The sequence below is a fragment of the Streptomyces ardesiacus genome, from assembly GCF_003112575.1.
Taxonomy (GTDB): Bacteria; Actinomycetota; Actinomycetes; order Streptomycetales; family Streptomycetaceae; genus Streptomyces; species Streptomyces ardesiacus.
The window spans coordinates 525619-538345 of sequence record NZ_BEWC01000001.1 but is presented as its reverse complement, the minus strand read 5'-3'; the positions used below and the strand labels follow the sequence as shown (position 1 = coordinate 538345).

12 protein-coding genes are annotated in these 12727 nt (G+C 72.4%); 8 read left to right on the top strand and 4 right to left on the bottom strand.

Going from position 1 to position 12727, the window contains the following annotated elements; all coding sequences use genetic code 11:
• Positions 1–24: 24 nt before the first annotated feature.
• On the top strand, positions 25–321 hold the full coding sequence (locus Sdi02f_RS02180) for a YciI family protein (protein ID WP_030404061.1): 297 nt from the start codon (positions 25–27) through the stop codon (positions 319–321).
• A 10-nt stretch (positions 322–331) separates the two neighbouring features.
• On the opposite strand, the gene Sdi02f_RS02175 is transcribed toward Sdi02f_RS02180, so the two are convergent.
• On the bottom strand, positions 332–661 hold the full coding sequence (locus tag Sdi02f_RS02175; RefSeq protein WP_031086555.1) for a hypothetical protein: 330 nt from the start codon (positions 659–661) through the stop codon (positions 332–334).
• A gap of 72 nt (positions 662–733) precedes the next feature.
• Entirely contained in the window at positions 734–1780 is a 1047-nt protein-coding gene (locus Sdi02f_RS02170; RefSeq protein ID WP_108932600.1) for a WD40/YVTN/BNR-like repeat-containing protein, read from the bottom strand.
• 332 nt (positions 1781–2112) lie between these two features.
• Here Sdi02f_RS02170 and ssgD point away from each other — a divergent pair, with 332 nt between their 5' ends.
• The gene (gene ssgD / locus Sdi02f_RS02165; RefSeq protein WP_108932599.1) at positions 2113–2529 is read left to right on the top strand and encodes a spore wall synthesis regulator SsgD; all 417 of its coding nucleotides are present in this window, start codon (positions 2113–2115) and stop codon (positions 2527–2529) included.
• Between the two features lie 104 nt (positions 2530–2633).
• On the opposite strand, the gene Sdi02f_RS02160 is transcribed toward ssgD, so the two are convergent.
• Complete coding sequence (locus Sdi02f_RS02160) at positions 2634–3305, bottom strand: GOLPH3/VPS74 family protein (RefSeq protein WP_031086550.1); 672 nt, start codon at positions 3303–3305, stop codon at positions 2634–2636.
• 300 nt (positions 3306–3605) lie between these two features.
• Between Sdi02f_RS02160 and Sdi02f_RS02155 the strand changes: the two genes are divergently transcribed.
• The 3 genes from Sdi02f_RS02155 to Sdi02f_RS02145 all read left to right on the top strand — a co-directional run bounded on the left by Sdi02f_RS02155 (position 3606) and on the right by Sdi02f_RS02145 (position 8928).
• A complete protein-coding gene (locus Sdi02f_RS02155) occupies positions 3606–5240 on the top strand; it encodes an ABC-F family ATP-binding cassette domain-containing protein (RefSeq protein ID WP_031185572.1) in 1635 nt (544 codons plus the stop codon).
• 10 nt (positions 5241–5250) lie between these two features.
• Positions 5251–7509 carry an ATP-binding cassette domain-containing protein gene (locus Sdi02f_RS02150; RefSeq protein WP_031086547.1) on the top strand — a complete coding sequence of 753 codons (2259 nt, stop codon included), beginning with the start codon at positions 5251–5253 and terminating at the stop codon, positions 7507–7509.
• A 444-nt stretch (positions 7510–7953) separates the two neighbouring features.
• Positions 7954–8928 carry an acyl-ACP desaturase gene (locus Sdi02f_RS02145; protein ID WP_030404054.1) on the top strand — a complete coding sequence of 325 codons (975 nt, stop codon included), beginning with the start codon at positions 7954–7956 and terminating at the stop codon, positions 8926–8928.
• A gap of 21 nt (positions 8929–8949) precedes the next feature.
• Here Sdi02f_RS02145 and Sdi02f_RS02140 read toward each other — a convergent pair whose 3' ends face one another.
• On the bottom strand, positions 8950–9195 hold the full coding sequence (locus Sdi02f_RS02140) for a WhiB family transcriptional regulator (RefSeq protein ID WP_030404053.1): 246 nt from the start codon (positions 9193–9195) through the stop codon (positions 8950–8952).
• A 191-nt stretch (positions 9196–9386) separates the two neighbouring features.
• Between Sdi02f_RS02140 and Sdi02f_RS02135 the strand changes: the two genes are divergently transcribed.
• From Sdi02f_RS02135 to Sdi02f_RS02125, 3 genes are all read left to right on the top strand, one after another.
• Entirely contained in the window at positions 9387–10172 is a 786-nt protein-coding gene (locus Sdi02f_RS02135) for a VOC family protein (protein WP_031086544.1), read from the top strand.
• Positions 10173–10662: 490 nt separating this feature from the next.
• On the top strand, positions 10663–10866 hold the full coding sequence (locus Sdi02f_RS02130) for a cold-shock protein (protein WP_030404051.1): 204 nt from the start codon (positions 10663–10665) through the stop codon (positions 10864–10866).
• Between the two features lie 346 nt (positions 10867–11212).
• Positions 11213–12706 carry a DEAD/DEAH box helicase gene (locus Sdi02f_RS02125; protein WP_030404050.1) on the top strand — a complete coding sequence of 498 codons (1494 nt, stop codon included), beginning with the start codon at positions 11213–11215 and terminating at the stop codon, positions 12704–12706.
• Positions 12707–12727 lie beyond the last annotated feature (21 nt).

Below are 12727 nucleotides of genomic sequence, written 5' to 3'. Positions count from 1 at the left end.
GAGGGCCCGAGTAGGCTCGCGACCATGTTCGTACTCGAGCTGTCCTACACCGCCCCGCTCGAAGCCGTCGACGCCCTGCTGGAGGAGCACGTGGCCTGGCTCGACGGGCTGTACGAGCAGGGCGTGTTCCTGGCGTCCGGGCGCAAGGAGCCCCGCGACGGAGGGGTGATCCTCGCCGTCGCCGGGGACCGTGCGCGGATCGAGGAGATCACCGCGGACGACCCGTTCGTCAGGGCCGGTGTGTGCGCGTACCGCGTCACCGAGTTCGTCGCCACGAAGACGGCGCCCGCGCTGGAGCGCTACCGGGAGACGCCCGGGTAACGGCCGCGGCTCACTTGCCCAGTGCCTGGCGCAGTTCGCCCTTGTTCATGCTCGAACGGCCTTGGACGTCACGGCGCTTGGCCTCCTGGTACAGCTGGTCGTAGGTGGGGCCCTGGGGCCCCTGCCGGTTCCCGGACCGCTGGCCGCCGCGCTTGCTCGGGGACTTGTCCTGCGTCGAGGTGCGGCTGGCGGTCTTCGACTCGCCGGACTGCGCGCGTTCCTTGTTCACCGTCCGCGCCGCGATCTCCTTGGCGCGGCCGGTGCTCTCGCCGCGGTCCTTCGCGCTCTTCTTGATGTGCTCGTACTGCCGCTCCCGCTTGGAGTTCGAACCGCTCGGCATGACCGCTCACTTCCTCTCACGTTCAGCGAACGGTTACCCACGTTACGGACAAACACCCCCGCCCGCCCGGCGTCAGCGCTCCAGCCGGGCGACCCGGCCCTGCTCGCCCGCGGCCCAACAGCCCAGGTCCGGGGCGCAGTCCACGGTGTCGTAGGACCCGGTGTCGACGGTCCGCCAGGTGTGGCCGCCGTCCGTGGTGAGGTCGGTGCCCGTGGGACCGACGGCGAGGGCGGCCGTACGGCTGTGCGGGAGCCAGGCGACGCCGGAGCGGTAGGCCGGCGGCGGCCGGTCGGCGGGGCGCCAGGAGCGGCCGGCGTCGGGCGTCCGGGCGGCGGCCCGCGGGGAGGCCTGCCCGGGCCGGTAGTCGCCGCCGACGGCGAGGCCGTGGGCCCGGTCGCGGAAGGCGAGAGCGAAGACGCCGCGGGCCGGGTCGCCGGCCGGGACGGGGGCGTCCGTGGCCGTCCAGGTGAGGCCGCGGTCGGCGGAGTGCAGCACGCGCGCGCGTGCGGCCCCGCCGGTGGCCAGCCACACGTCCCTCGGCCCGGCGGAGACCAGGCACTGGCCACTGGCCGCGAACCCGGCCTCGCCGTCCTGCGCGGGCGGCATGCCCTCGGCGGGCAGCACCTTCCAGGAGCGGCCGCCGTCGCTGGTCGACAGGATGCGGAACCTCCCGTCCACGGGGTCGCTCACGGCGAGGCCGTGACGGTGGTCGAAGAAGGTGAGGCAGTCGTAGAAGGCCCGCGTGTCGGTGTTGCGGAAGGACTCGGTCCAGGTCGCCCCGCCGTCGTCGGTGCGGTAGACCCGGGACGCCTCCCCCTCGCCGATGGCCAGGACCACGGCCCGGCGGGCGTCGAAGGCCTCGATGTCCCGGAACTCCGGTTCACCCGCGCCCGGCGGGGAGACGTCGCGCCAGGTGTCGCCGCCGTCGGTGGTGCGCAGGACCGTGCCGCCGGTGCCGGCCACCCAGGCGGTGTGCCGGCCGACGGCGGCGAGCCCCCGGAACCGGACGTCCGGGACCCCGGTGTCCTTCACGTCCCACTGCGGCCGCTGGTGCGCCTGGGCGGGTACGGCGGTCAGCGCGGCCAGCGCCGCGGCGCAGACCGCCCCCGCGAGCGCCACCCGCCCCGTCCGCCTGCCGCCGGCTCGAACGGACCGTACCGTGCGTCGCGTGCTCCCCGTGCGCCTCATGGCGGGCGAAGCTAGCCCACCGCGCGGGAGGCGTCCAGAGGGCGTGGGACCGTGCCGCCGGGACGCGCACGGGGCGCACGAGTGCCTCAAGTGCCCTGCGGGGCACGCGGGGAGAGACGTGTCACTCGCGGGCATGAACGCGGTGACAGAGGTCACTCGCTCGTCGTGTGCACGGATGGGCTGGTTCCGACGTCTCTCCCAGTGCCCGGCCCGCACCGTCCCGAAGCCCGAAGCCCGTCCAGCCGTCACGAGGGAGCAAGGCGTTGTCCACCGTCATCGAGCAGCCCGTCGAGGCGCGTCTCGTCGCCGCCGCGCCGCGTATGCCGAGCATCCCCGCCACCTTGCGCTACGACCGTGCCGACCCGTTCGCCGTGCGCATGACCTTCCCGGCCCCGGCCACCCTCGAGGGCGTGGAGGTCTGCTGGACCTTCTCCCGCGAGCTGCTCATCGCCGGGATGCAGGAGCCGAACGGCCACGGCGACGTCCGGGTGCGCCCGTACGGCTACGACCGGACCGTGCTGGAGTTCCACGCACCCGAGGGCACCGCCGTGGTCCACGTCCGCTCGGGCGAGCTGCGCCGGTTCCTGCGGGCGGCCGGCGAGCTGGTGCCGGTGGGGCTGGAACACCTCCAGCTCGACCTGGACCACGACCTGGCGGAGCTGATGCGCGGGAGCTGCTGACCTCCTGCGGGCCGGTGCGGGCCCCCTGCGGGCCGGTGCGGGCCCCCTGCGGGCCGGTGCGGGCCCTGCGGCCCCCTGCGAGCGCCCGCGGCCACGGACGGCGCTCAGCCGCGCGCGGACACCGGCGCGCGGGCGGTCTCGTCGCTCACCGCGTCCCGCACCTCGTCCACGATCCTCCGCAGGCCGGGGGCCGCGCCCGCGCACCGCCCGGTCAGCTCCGCGACCCGGTCCCGTCCGCGCGCCCCGAACGCCGCGCCCGGGGGCCCGCCCAGTCCGGCGGCGGCCGCCAGCACGGCCAGGGCCGCGTCCCGCTCGGAGACCTCCCCGGCCGGCAGCGGCCCTTCCAGCAGGTCCCGCGCCTGCTCCCGCAGCGCCCGTGCCGCGGCGGCCCGCGCGAGCACGTACTCCACGGACGGGAACACACCGAGCACCCGCTTCTTCTCGGCCCGCAGGTACCCCTCGGCCACGAGCTGCTCCCGCACGGCGTCGAAGGTGACCCGTGCGTGCAGCCGCACCCAGGTGCGCCACCGGTGCGGCAGCGACTCGCGGACCAGTTCCAGCAGCCCGTCCAGGACGGCGTCCCCGGCGCGGGAGTCCAGGTCGGCGGGGGTGGCGATGCCCTCGTCGTCGGTGAGCAGCCCGCGCCGGGCCAGTTCGGTGAGCGCGCCGGCGCGCACCAGGTGGTGGGCCCGGGCGGTGTCGGCCGCCGAGGACCGGGCGGGGTCCCAGGACAGCAGGCAGAGCCGGGCCGGCAGGGAGAGCGAGCCGTCGGGCACGGGGGCCTCCTCGGGTTCCGCGTAAATGCGTTGACAGGCCAACCGGGTCTTTTCTAAGTTCGGTACCGCTTCTGTTGCCGCCGATTGGAGAAGGACGTTGCTCGTCTGAGGTCCTGAGACACCGCGTCACACGTATCTCACGTGTGGCCGCCGCGTGCGACCTCGGCGTTCGAGCCGTCCGTGCCTCCTGACGGAACAGGGCTTTCTTCGTGCCCTCCCTTCCTGCGACGACGGCCGCGCGCTTCCGGTGTCTCGATACGCGTTTGCCCCTGACCGCTTCGAGCAACCGCGGAGACCCGTATGTCTGCTTCCCCCACTTCTCTCACCTGCACCGCCCTGTCCTTCGCCTGGCCCGACGGCACCGCCGTCTTCGACGGACTCGACGTCGCCTTCGGACCCGGCCGCACCGGCCTCGTCGGTGCCAACGGAGCAGGCAAATCAACCCTGTTGAAGCTGATCGCCGGCCGGCTCACCCCGGCCGAGGGCACCGTCCGGGTGGCCGGCGAGGTGGGCCACCTGCCGCAGAACGTCACGCTCGACACCGCGCTGCGGGTCGACGAGGCGCTCGGCATCGACGGACGGCGGGCCGCCCTGCACGCCATCGAGGCGGGCGACGTGAGCGAGGAACACTTCGAGACCGTCGGCGACGACTGGGACGTCGAGGAACGCGCCCTGGCCACGCTGGGCGAACTGGGTCTGGGCCACGTCGGCCTCGACCGCACCGTCGGCGAGCTGTCGGGCGGCGAGTCGGTGCTGCTGCGGCTGGCCGCGCTGCTGCTGGACCGGCCCGACGTGCTGCTCCTGGACGAGCCGACCAACAACCTCGACGTGTACGCCCGCAAGCGGCTGTACGCGGCCGTCGAGTCCTGGCCGGGTGTGCTGGTCGTGGTCAGCCACGACCGCGAGCTGCTGGACCGGGTCGACCAGATCGCCGACCTGCGTTCCGGCTCGGTCACCTGGTACGGCGGCAACCTCACGGCCTACGAGGAGGCGCTCGCCGTGGAGCAGGAGGCGGCCGAGCGGATGGTCCGGGTCGCCGAGTCCGATCTGCGCCGGCAGAAGCGCGAACTGGCCGACGCCCAGGTCGTCCTGGCCCGGCGCAGGCGCTACGGACAGAAGATGTACGACACCAAGCGCGAGCCCCGGGCCGTGATGAAGCTGCGCGCCCGCACGGCCCAGCAGTCCGCCGGGAAGTACCGCATCATGCACGAGGAGAAGCTCGCCGAGGCCAAGGAGCGGCTCGACGACGCGGTGGAGGCCGTGCGGGACGACGACGAGATCCGCGTCGACCTGCCGTACACGGCCGTGCCGCCGGGCCGGACCGTGCTCACCCTGCGGGACCTGGAGCCGGCGTACGGCGCCGGTGTGGCGGGCGGTCTCGACGTGCACGGTCCCGAACGGATCGCGCTGATCGGGCGCAACGGCGCGGGCAAGACCACGCTGCTGCGCACCGTCGCCGGGGAGCTGGCGCCGGTGGCGGGCGAGGCGACGGCCCATGTGCCGCTGCGGTTCCTGCCGCAGCGCCTGGACGTCCTCGACGAGGACCTGACGGTCGCCGAGAACGTGGCCCGGTTCGCGCCGGGTGCCACGAACAACCGTATCCGGGCGCGGCTGGCGCGCTTCCTGTTCCGGGGCGCCCGCGCCGACCAGCGGGCGGCGACGCTGTCCGGCGGCGAACGCTTCCGGGCGGCGCTGGCCGCGCTGATGCTGGCCGAGCCCGCGCCGCAGCTGCTGATGCTGGACGAGCCGACCAACAACCTGGACATGGCGAGCGTGCGGCAGCTCACCAGCGCGCTGGAGGCGTACGAGGGAGCGCTGATCGTGGCCAGTCACGACCTGCCGTTCCTCAAGTCGCTCGGCATCACGCGCTGGCTGCTGCTGGAGGAGGGAGAACTGAAGGAAATCACGCCGGAAACTGTCGGGTATTCCGCCTAGCGTCCGCTGGATGAGCGAGTTCATCACCATCACCGGGGCCAGGGAGAACAACCTCCAGGACGTCACGCTGCGCATCCCGAAGGGCCGGCTGACCGTGTTCACCGGCGTTTCGGGGTCGGGGAAGTCGTCGGTCGTGTTCGACACGATCGCGGTGGAGTCGCAGCGCCAGCTGAACGAGACGTTCACCTGGTTCGTGCGCAACCGGCTGCCCAAGTACGAGCGGCCGCACGCGGACGCCCTGGAGGACCTGACCCCCGCGATCGTCGTCGACCAGCGCCCGGTCGGCGGCCACTCCCGGTCCACGGTCGGCACGATGACCGACATCCACTCGGTGCTGCGGGTGCTGTTCTCCCGGCACGGCACCCCCAGCGCCGGCGGCGCGACGGCGTACTCGTTCAACGACCCGTCGGGCATGTGCCCGGGCTGCGACGGCCTGGGGCGCAGGGTGCAGCCCGACTGGGACCGGATCCTGGACCCGGCCAGGTCGCTGGCCGGCGGGGCGGTGCGCTTCCCGCCGTTCGCCGCCGGGACCTGGCAGGGGCAGGCCTACACCAACACCGAGGAGCTGGACACCGACAAGCCGGTCGGCGACTTCACCGCGGCCGAGCGCGCCTTCCTGATGCGCGGACGGCCCGGCAGCAAGGTCACCGTCAACGGCTCGGGCGGGACGTGGAGCACCGAGTACGAGGGACTCGCCGACCGGTTCGAGCGGCTGTACCTCAAGCGGGACCTTTCCGGCATGAGCGAGAAGACGCGTGACCTCGTGCGCGGCTTCCTGGTCGAGGCCCGCTGTCCCGACTGCGGCGGGGCCCGGCTGAACGCGGCGGCGCTCGCGAGCCGGATCGACGGGCACTCGATCGCCGACTGCTCGCGCATGCAGATCACGGACCTGATCGCGGTGCTGCGGCGGATCGACGACCCCGTGGCCCTGCCCGTCGCCGCCGCAGCCGTGGCCGCGCTGGAACGGGTGGAGGCGATCGGCCTCGGCTACCTCAGCCTCGACCGGGAGACCGCCACCCTGTCCGGCGGCGAGGGGCAGCGGCTGAAGACCGTGCGGCACCTCGGCTCCAGTCTGACCGGGATGACGTACATCTTCGACGAGCCCAGCGTCGGGCTGCACCCGCGTGACGTCGGGCGCCTGGGCGACCTGCTGCTGCGGTTGCGCGACAAGGGCAACACCGTACTCGTGGTCGAGCACGACCCGGACGTCATCGCGCTGGCCGACCACGTCGTCGACATGGGCCCGCGAGCCGGTGCCGAGGGGGGCCGGGTGGTGTTCGAGGGGACGCCGGCCGAACTGGCCGCGTCGGACACCCTCACCGGGCGGTGCCTGGGGCGGCGTACGGCGGTGAAGGACACCGTGCGCACGGCCACCGGCGAGCTGTGGGTCAAGGGCGCCGACCGGCACAACCTGCGGGAGGTGACGGTGTCGTTCGCGACCGGGGTGCTCACCGCGGTCACCGGGGTCGCCGGGTCGGGCAAGAGCACGCTGGTCGCGGAGCTGACCGCCGCCCATCCGGACGCCGTGGTCGTCGACCAGTCGGCCATCGGGATCTCCGCCCGCTCCACCCCGGCGACCTACCTCGGGATCATGGACACGGTGCGGAAGATCTTCGCGCGGGCGACCGGTGCGGAGCCGGGCTTCTTCAGCTTCAACTCGGCCGGGGCCTGCGGCACGTGCGAGGGGCGAGGGGCGATCCACACCGACCTGGCCTTCATGGACCCGGTCACGACGACCTGCCACGACTGCGAGGGACGGCGCTTCCGGGAGGAGGTGCTGCGGCTGACGGTCGACGGCCGGTCGGTCGCCGACGTGCTCGCGATGACGGCCGACCAGGCACTGGACTTCTTCACCGACACGGGCGTACGGCGCCGTCTGCGCGCCCTGCGCGACGTCGGCCTGACCTACCTCACCCTCGGGCAGCCGCTGTCCACGCTCTCCGGGGGCGAGCGGCAGCGGATCAAGCTGGCCACCCGGCTGCACCGCACGGGTGCCGTCTACGTCCTGGACGAGCCGACCACCGGCCTGCACATGTCGGACGTCGAAGGGCTGCTCGCCCTGCTGGACCGGCTGGTGGACGCCGGCAACACCGTCGTGGTGGTCGAGCACAACCTGGACGTGGTGGCGCACGCCGACCGGGTGATCGACCTCGGCCCGGACGGCGGGCGGGACGGGGGCCGGGTGATCTTCGAGGGCACCCCGCGCGAGCTGCTCGCGGCCCGCGGCTCCAGCACCGCGGAGCATCTCAGGAGGGCCACGAGGGGCTGAGCGGGGTCCGGCGGGCCCGGACCCACGCTGCATGACGGAGAACCGGCGCCGCGCCACGGCCGCCGCGGCAGCCGGCGCCGGTTCGCCGGCCCCAAGGGCGCACTCGGGTCCACCGCCGAGGCCCTCGTCCGCCGCGCCGGCCGCAGGCTCGCCGAAGGACCGGTTCGGCAGCGGCACGTTCGAGAGGCGGGGGGCCGTGTGACGTGCCTCTCGGTCCGGCTGCGGGCGCTGCACGCCCGAGCGCGGCCCGCAGGACGCCTTCCGGCCCCGGACCTGCGGGTCTCGCGACCCTGCCGCATCCTTCGGGACAGTGGCTGATCAGCGACCTTTACAGTGCGTTTAACCTACGGTCTCGTAACCTACGGTTTCGTAGCCTACGATCCCGTAGGTTCCCCGGCACCGCTCGCCGGCTGTTCCGCCTGTCACACGTCCCTGGAGTTCTTCGTGACGATCGTCTCCCCGCACCTCGGCACTTCCGCCGACTGGACCGACGCCCGGCTGCTGTACGCGCTGGAGGAAGTGGTCGAGAAGGAGCTCAACCGGCATCTGAAGGTCGCCAAGGACTGGATGCCGCACGAGTACGTGCCGTGGAGCGACGGACGGAACTTCCCGGGGGTCTTCGAGGACGGCGACCCCTGGGAGAAGGAGCAGTCCAAGGTAACCGAGATCGGCCGGATCGCCCTGGTGGTGAACCTGCTGACGGAGGACAACCTGCCCAGCTACCACCACGAGATCGCCAGTCTCTTCGGCCGCGACGGCGCCTGGGGCACCTGGGTGCACCGCTGGACCGCCGAGGAGGGCCGGCACGGCATCGTGATGCGCGACTACCTGCTCGCCTCGCGCGCGGTCGACCCGGACAAGCTGGAGCAGTTCCGCATGGCCCACATGAGCGAGGGCTTCGAGTCGGACAACCGGCACTCGATGCTGCACTCGGTGGCCTACGTGGCCTTCCAGGAACTGGCCACGCGCATCTCGCACCGCAACACGGGCCACCAGTCCGGCGACCCGGTCTGCGACCGCATGCTGGCCCGCATCGCCACCGACGAGAACCTGCACATGGTCTTCTACCGCAACCTGCTCAAGGCGGCCTTCGACCTGGCGCCCGACCTGACGATGCAGGCGGTGCGGGACGTGGTGGTCAACTTCCGCATGCCGGGTCACGGCATGCCCGGCTTCGAACGGGCCGCCGCGCAGATGGCGATCGGCGAGGTCTACAACCTGCGCATCCACCACGACGACGTGATCCAGCCCGTCCTGCGCTTCCTGAAGATCATGGAGATCGACGGTCTCGGCCCCGAGGGGCGGCAGGCGCAGGAGGAACTCGGCCTGTACATGGGCGGCCTGGACGCCGAGGCCGCCAAGTTCGACGAGAAGCTGGCGGCGCGCAAGGCCCGGTTGGCGGCCCGGGCGGCGGGCTGACGCCCCCGGCTCTGCGGCGCTTCAGGGCATGGCGCGCCGCAGGGCCAGTCGTTCCTTCTCCGACAGCCCGCCCCAGACGCCGAAACGCTCGTCGTGGGCCAGGGCGAACTCCAGGCAGGCCGAGCGGATCGGGCACAGGGCGCAGATCCGCTTCGCGTCCCGTACGGAGCTGCCGGGCTCGGGGAAGAAGAAGTCGCCCCCGGTCTGCGCGCACAACGCCTGCTCCTGCCAGCTCAGGTCGGGCGTCGCGGTGGTCTCGGTGTGCATGGGCAGCAGCGTGCCGGGAGACGAAAAACGTTCGATCAACGCGGCATCAACGCCGCCCGTCCGGAACCCGCAGCCGATCAGATCGTCCTCCGCCGCGCACGGGGGCGCACGGCGGCGCGCGGAAGCGGTGGCCGGTGGTCGGTGGAAGACTCGTGAGTGCAGGCAACGGGACCCTTCCAAGGAGGGCGATCATGCTCACCACCCGTTTCGTCACCGGCGCTCCGAACTGGCTCGACGTCGGCACCCCGGACCTCGACGGCGCCACGTCCTTCTACGGCGGACTCTTCGGCTGGCGGTTCCGGTCGGCGGGGCCGGAGGCCGGCGGCTACGGCTTCTTCGAACTCGACGGCCGGATCGCGGCCGGCGGCATGGGCACGACCGAGGAGCAGGGTCCGCCCTCGTGGACCGTGTACTTCCAGACCCCGGACGCCCACGCCGCGGCCAAGGCCTCGGAGCAGGCCCACGGCGGTGTCCTGGTGCGGCCGGCGGACGTCATGGACCAGGGCACCATGGCGGTCCTCGCCGACCGGGCCGGGCTGCCGTTCGGCATCTGGCAGCCGGCGCAGCGCGCCGGCCTGGACGTGGCCGGCGAGACCGGCGCGCTGTGCTGGGCCGAGCTGCACACGGCGGACGTGGCGGCGGCCGCCGCGTACTACCGTGCTGTGCTCGGCCTGGAAACCTCCGCCGTCTCCTTCCCCGGCGGCTCCTACACCTGCGTCAATCCGGCCGGGGCGGGCGAGGAGGCCATGTTCGGCGGCATCGTCCCGCTCGCCGGGGACCCGGCGGACACGGACGCCGGGTGGCTGCCGTACTTCGCGGTCGACGACGCGGACGCGGTGGTCGCCCGGACCACGGAGCTGGGCGGCTCGGTGCGGATGCCGGCGACGGACATCGAGGGCGTCGGCCGCGTGGCACGGCTCGCCGATCCCTACGGCGCCCGGTTCGCGGTGCTCAGGCCTGCGCCGCGCCAGGGCTGAGTACGAAACGACTGGGTTCTCCGTCACACGCCTCGGGTGGAGGACGAAGGACGAACGAACCCTGCCGCTCCTGCGCCGGCCGCGCCCCGTCCGCATGCGGTCAGCGCACACGGGCCCGGCAGACGGCTCGCTCCCGGGAAGAAGCGAGCCGTCAGGAACCCGGTCTGGGATCGACGCGCGGCACGCAGGAATATGTCGCACGGCGGGCCAATATCTGTGCCCACGAGCTGAGGTTTCGTCGGAGCATGCGGACAGATTCTCTGCAGTAATACAACCGGGGCTCTTTCTTCACCGCGCAGCGACTGCTGTGGCGTGCTACTGTCGATGTCAGTTGCAGTTGTGGTTCCCGAACTTCAAGTGCTCCGGTCGGCTTTGCGCCGCTGGAGGCACTTTTGTATATCCGGTCTTTTTCCGGACGGGGTGATCATCGCGGCGACACGAGGTTCGCACGGTGCGGACCCCGTATGCACTGCCCCAAAGGAGAAATGACATGGCTGCTGGTACCGTGAAGTGGTTCAACGCGGAAAAGGGCTTCGGCTTCATCGAGCAGGACGGTGGCGGCGCCGACGTGTTCGCCCACTACTCGAACATCGCCACCCAGGGCTTCCGCGAGCTGCTGGAGGGCCAGAAGGTGACCTTCGACATCGCGCAGGGCCAGAAGGGCCCGACGGCCGAGAACATCGTTCCCGCCTGACGCCGACTGTCACACACGTGTAGCTGGGGCCCGCATCCTTCGGGGTGCGGGCCCCAGCTACATGCTTTTCCCGCAGCGTTTTCGCCTGCGGACGAAACCCGAACATCGTGCGCGTACCGCACACGGATCGTCCTTCGAGGGTGCAGACGCATCCTCACAGCTACAGCGCAGCGGGCGCTTCGATATCGAGCCCACAGTGCACCCGATCATTCCGGCGCCTGCGCCCGCACGGATTTTCTGTGGGCGATATTCGCCATCAAGGCCCACCGGTCCATTCTTGCGGTTCTCCGTGCTGCTCATTGCTTCGGGAATTCCTTGATATGTGCCGCATCGAGGAAGGTTCCGTATGAACCGCACACGCACGAACGACCGTTTCGCCCGCACCCGTAAGGGCGCTGCCGACTCCGGAACGGGCGGCAGCCGCTTCGGCTCGCCGGCGCCGCGCCGGTCTGCCGGGCCGAGCCGTTCCGGCGGTCACGGCCACCGGCCCGTCGCCGTCCAGGGGGAGTTCGCGCTGCCCAGGACGGTCACTCCCGCGCTTCCCGCTGTGGAGGGCTTCGCCGATCTCGACATGCCCGGGGAACTGCTGGCCGCGCTGAGCGCACAGGGGGTGACCGTGCCGTTCCCGATCCAGGCCGCGACCCTGCCGAACTCCCTCGCCGGCCGCGACGTCCTCGGCCGCGGGCGCACCGGTTCCGGAAAGACCCTCGCCTTCGGGCTGGCCCTGCTGGCCCGCACGGCCGGACGGCGGGCCGAGCCCCGGCAGCCTCTGGGGCTGGTCCTCGTACCGACGCGGGAGCTGGCGCAGCAGGTCACCGACGCGCTCGCCCCGTACGCCCGCTCTGTGAAGCTGCGGCTGGTCACCGTCGTGGGCGGGATGTCGATCGGCAGGCAGGCGTCGGCGCTGCGTGGTGGCGCCGAGGTCGTCGTCGCCACTCCGGGGCGCCTCAAGGACCTCATCGACCGTGGCGACTGCCGGCTGGACCAGGTTTCCGGCACCGTCCTCGACGAGGCCGACCAGATGGCTGACATGGGCTTCATGCCGCAGGTCACCGCCCTGCTCGACCAGGTGCGTCCCGAGGGCCAGCGCATGCTGTTCTCCGCCACCCTCGACCGCAACGTCGACCTGCTCGTGCGCCGCTACCTGACCGATCCGGTCGTGCACTCCGTCGACCCCTCGGCGGGCGCTGTCACGACGATGGAGCACCACGTGCTGCACGTCCACGGTGCCGACAAGCACGCGGCCACCACCGAGATCGCCGCACGCAACGGCCGCGTGATCATGTTCCTGGACACCAAGCACGCCGTCGACCGGCTGACCCAGGACCTGCTGAGCAGCGGGGTGCGGGCCGCAGCCCTGCACGGCGGCAAGTCCCAGCCGCAGCGCACCCGCACCCTGGCGCAGTTCAAGACCGGTCACGTCACCGTGCTGGTGGCGACCAACGTCGCGGCGCGCGGTATCCACGTCGACAACCTCGACCTCGTCGTCAACGTCGACCCGCCGACCGACCCCAAGGACTACCTCCACCGCGGCGGGCGCACGGCTCGGGCGGGCGAGGCCGGCAGCGTCGTCACGCTCGTCACACCGGGCCAGCGTCGCGGCATGGTCCGGCTCATGTCGGACGCCGGGATCCGGCCGCAGACCACCCAGGTCAGCTCGGGCGGCGAGGCCCTCAGGCGGATCACCGGAGCCCAGGCCCCGACCGGCATCCCGGTCGTCATCACCGCCCCGGTGACCGAACGCCCCAAGAAGCGCGGCGCCACCTCACGCGGCCGACGCCGCCCCGCCTCGGCGACCCGCCGCCCCGCACGCCGGTCCTCGGCCGGTGAGGCCGCCTAGAACCGTCCTGACCAGGAACCC

Bases quoted from the DNA above. Each gene is read 5' to 3' on its own strand.
- Sdi02f_RS02175 (WP_031086555.1), bottom strand. From the start codon at position 661: ATGCCGAGCGGTTCGAACTCCAAGCGGGAGCGGCAGTACGAGCACATC.
- Sdi02f_RS02125 (WP_030404050.1), top strand. From the start codon at position 11,213: ATGAACCGCACACGCACGAACGACCGTTTCGCCCGCACCCGTAAGGGC.
- Sdi02f_RS02130 (WP_030404051.1), top strand. From the start codon at position 10,663: ATGGCTGCTGGTACCGTGAAGTGGTTCAACGCGGAAAAGGGCTTCGGC.
- Sdi02f_RS02135 (WP_031086544.1), top strand. From the start codon at position 9,387: ATGCTCACCACCCGTTTCGTCACCGGCGCTCCGAACTGGCTCGACGTC.
- Sdi02f_RS02155 (WP_031185572.1), top strand. From the start codon at position 3,606: ATGTCTGCTTCCCCCACTTCTCTCACCTGCACCGCCCTGTCCTTCGCC.
- Sdi02f_RS02140 (WP_030404053.1), bottom strand. From the start codon at position 9,195: ATGCACACCGAGACCACCGCGACGCCCGACCTGAGCTGGCAGGAGCAG.
- Sdi02f_RS02150 (WP_031086547.1), top strand. From the start codon at position 5,251: ATGAGCGAGTTCATCACCATCACCGGGGCCAGGGAGAACAACCTCCAG.
- Sdi02f_RS02180 (WP_030404061.1), top strand. From the start codon at position 25: ATGTTCGTACTCGAGCTGTCCTACACCGCCCCGCTCGAAGCCGTCGAC.